Raw genomic sequence first — 2,789 nt, forward strand, 5'->3', positions numbered from 1 at the left:
GACCTCGACCCCTACCCGGCGTAACGACGCACCCACCCCTCCACCTACGCACTTCAATAGACCCCGCCTACTACACCCTCAAACGCGAACAGCCATCAAACCCGGGGTGATTCACAGCAGCATAGACTCCTTGAGGCGTCTTGCCATGACTACCCCGCCGTTGGCGGCCCACACTCGCTGAAGGACCTTCAACGCGTCGTAGGAGTACCCGCGGGCTCTGGCTCTAGGATCCATCGACTTTCGGTGATCTGGTGTGCGCCTGGCTGCTGACACTAGTCGTTGGCGCGCGTTGTCTCGGCTCCATTCGGTGACCGCGCAGACCTCGCCGAGGAACCGCCCTTGTTTGTTTTCGATGCCTCCGTGTACAATCTAACGTACCTACGCATAATCTTGGTCTTGGCCTACGCCTGTCAACCGACCTTCCATACCCACGACTGTCCATGAAGCACGAACTTCGCGGGCAGTTCTCAGTGAGGTACCGTAACCTCATTCGCGGGCGTCCTCAATGGGTCTTGTCGGAATCTTGCAATACAAACATTATGTGCGGTGATATATTTAATGTTATATCGCATTGCGAAACACTCGTCATCCAACTACTGAATCGATGGAGAACTATGTCCTGCGTCACCATTGAAATTCTTAAGCCACATCAACGTCATCTACGCATGAACGCGATGTCGCTCCTTCGCTCTCTCCATTTGACGAATCAGGAGCCGAAATTATCTTCCACGTCCGCTGGGCAAGAGATTGCAGATTTCTTTAGGCGGCGCGGACTCGTTAATACACACCTGACTCTTGAACGCTTTGCGGTCGCAAGGCATGGAGATAAAGTAGTTGGAGCTGCCCATTTTTTCGCCAATAGTATTGCTATCAATAATCTTCTTAATAATGGTGAAACCGCTAATGCCCAAATGATTCTAAATCAGGCAAATCTTGCTCACCTTGGCGTTGAAGAAGATTATCGATGCCAAGGAATCGGAACCGCTCTTGTTCGGGCAACGGAGGATGAGGTTCGTTCTGTTGGCTTCACGTTACTTTACGGATTCGCGGAGGGTGACGCAGTGAGGCTCCATGAGTTCTACACCACTAATGGGTTTTCAATGGGAGGATCTGGGGAGAGTGCTCCTTCTGAAATTTATGGTGATCTTGCGCCCCGTATAGCTCCTGTCCCAAGGCAGGGTGAATACTTTTGGAAAAAAATTTAAAGTGACATGCAGGTTGAATGAGGTTAATTGTGGAGTATTTAGGGTATTTGTTGTTAATTCTGTGTCGCTAAGTAGGGTTGCTGCTCACTCTGAAAAATCATTGGCGTTCAAACCGATTCACTCAGAAAATAAGTCACTTTCATGTATTGAAGCACGAGAATAGTTCGCAGTGAGTTTGCGGATTTGTGTGGGGTGGTCTATGTCGAGAGCCCCAGTCGCTGGTGTTCAGGACCCGGGGGCTGAGCCTGTGTGCCTGACGCTGACCTGCTCGAGGCATAGCCTGCTCAAGGAACTGTTCGCTGAGTTTTACAGCGTTTCCCAACACCGCCTTACGGCTTACACCACCTACGGGTCGCTTATCGCCTCCGGCTTGGAAAGCAGCGCGCCGACGATGGATGACCTGAACGCCACCGCCCAGCTGATCATTGATGGCACCCTCCTTGAGTGCTGGTCCTGGAAGGATCACCCCGAGTTCTATTCCGGCGAGCACGGGGCCACCGGGCTGAACTCCTAGGCCGTCGTACTTCCTTGGGAGGTTGTGAACGGGGCTGAGGTTGTGTGAAGGCCTCCTGCAGGATGTGGGTTGACACACTCGCATCACTAACCGGAGGCCTTCATGACCCACGCTAACGCACCGCTGACCCCTGAGGGGCGCCGTCGTCTTGCTCATCTGGTGGTGGAAGACCTGAGTTGCACAGTTTTGGGTTGGTTGGTGTTTCAGGGTGGGGTTTTTCGTTGGAATGGTGGGGGTGGGGTGGTTGTTGTGGGGCACTAAGGGGTCGATAGGATCTGGTGGGTGAGCCCGTACCTGCGTAAGGTCAAGACCGCCTCGGGGGCCACGGCCGTGCAGGTCGTGGTCAAGGAGAATGGTGTGCGCCGGATCGTTGAGCACCTGGGTTCAGCTCATGACGAGGCTGAGCTGGCCGCGCTGATGCACCTGGGCCACCAGAGGCTTTTGGCGGGTCAGCAGGTCCTGGATCTGGGGTCGGCGCTCGACGGTGGGGGCCAGGCGCCCAGTCATGAGCCGGGTGATGGTGGTGCGGTGCGAAGGCCTGCGATCATCTCCCGCAGGTCGGGCTGGTTGATCGAGGCCATCAAGACGGTCTACGCCCGTCTGGGGCTGGGGGACGCCACTGGGGGTGACCGAGCCTTTGAGCAGATGGTCGTCGCGTGCTTGATCGAGCCGACCTCCAAGGCCGACACCCCCAGAGTCCTGTCCGAGATCGGCTGGCCAGCCCCGGCCCACCGCAACACCCTGCAAGCCTGCCTGGCCCGGGCCCAGGAGCGGGGCTACCGCCAGGCGATCTGTCAGGCCCTGTTCGATCACGTCACCGCCACCAGGGGCCTTGCCCTGTGCCTGCAGGCGTCACCACCTTGTACTTCGAGGCCGAGCGTGAGGACGACCTGCGCAAGGTCGGTTACTCCAAGGAGAGGAGGGTCGACCCTCAGGTCATCGTGGGCCTGCTGGTTGACCGGGCCGGCTTCCCTCTCCAGGTCGGCTGCTGGGAGGGCAACAAGGCCGAGACCACCACGATCATCCCCATCGCGGAGGCATTCCAGGCCGCCCACGGCATCGAGGACCTC

The 2,789-nt window shown here is 57.1% G+C and carries 2 protein-coding genes and 1 pseudogene; all 3 read left to right on the forward strand.

The genetic code is table 11. From position 1 onward, the window contains the following. The first annotated feature begins 614 nt into the window (after positions 1–614). Positions 615–1,205 (forward strand): GNAT family N-acetyltransferase, encoded by a 591-nt coding sequence (locus HMPREF3165_RS12980; RefSeq protein ID WP_176747039.1) that lies wholly within the window; start codon positions 615–617, stop codon positions 1,203–1,205. Positions 1,206–1,452: 247 nt separating this feature from the next. Continuing rightward, on the forward strand, positions 1,453–1,719 hold the full coding sequence (locus tag HMPREF3165_RS09365; protein WP_070512783.1) for a hypothetical protein: 267 nt from the start codon (positions 1,453–1,455) through the stop codon (positions 1,717–1,719). Positions 1,720–2,001: 282 nt separating this feature from the next. Then, positions 2,002–2,789 (forward strand): annotated as a pseudogene (locus HMPREF3165_RS13875) (IS1634 family transposase); the annotation flags it as partial.

The sequence above is a fragment of the Actinomyces sp. HMSC08A09 genome (genome assembly GCF_001807465.1).
GTDB lineage: Bacteria > Actinomycetota > Actinomycetes > Actinomycetales > Actinomycetaceae > Actinomyces > Actinomyces oris.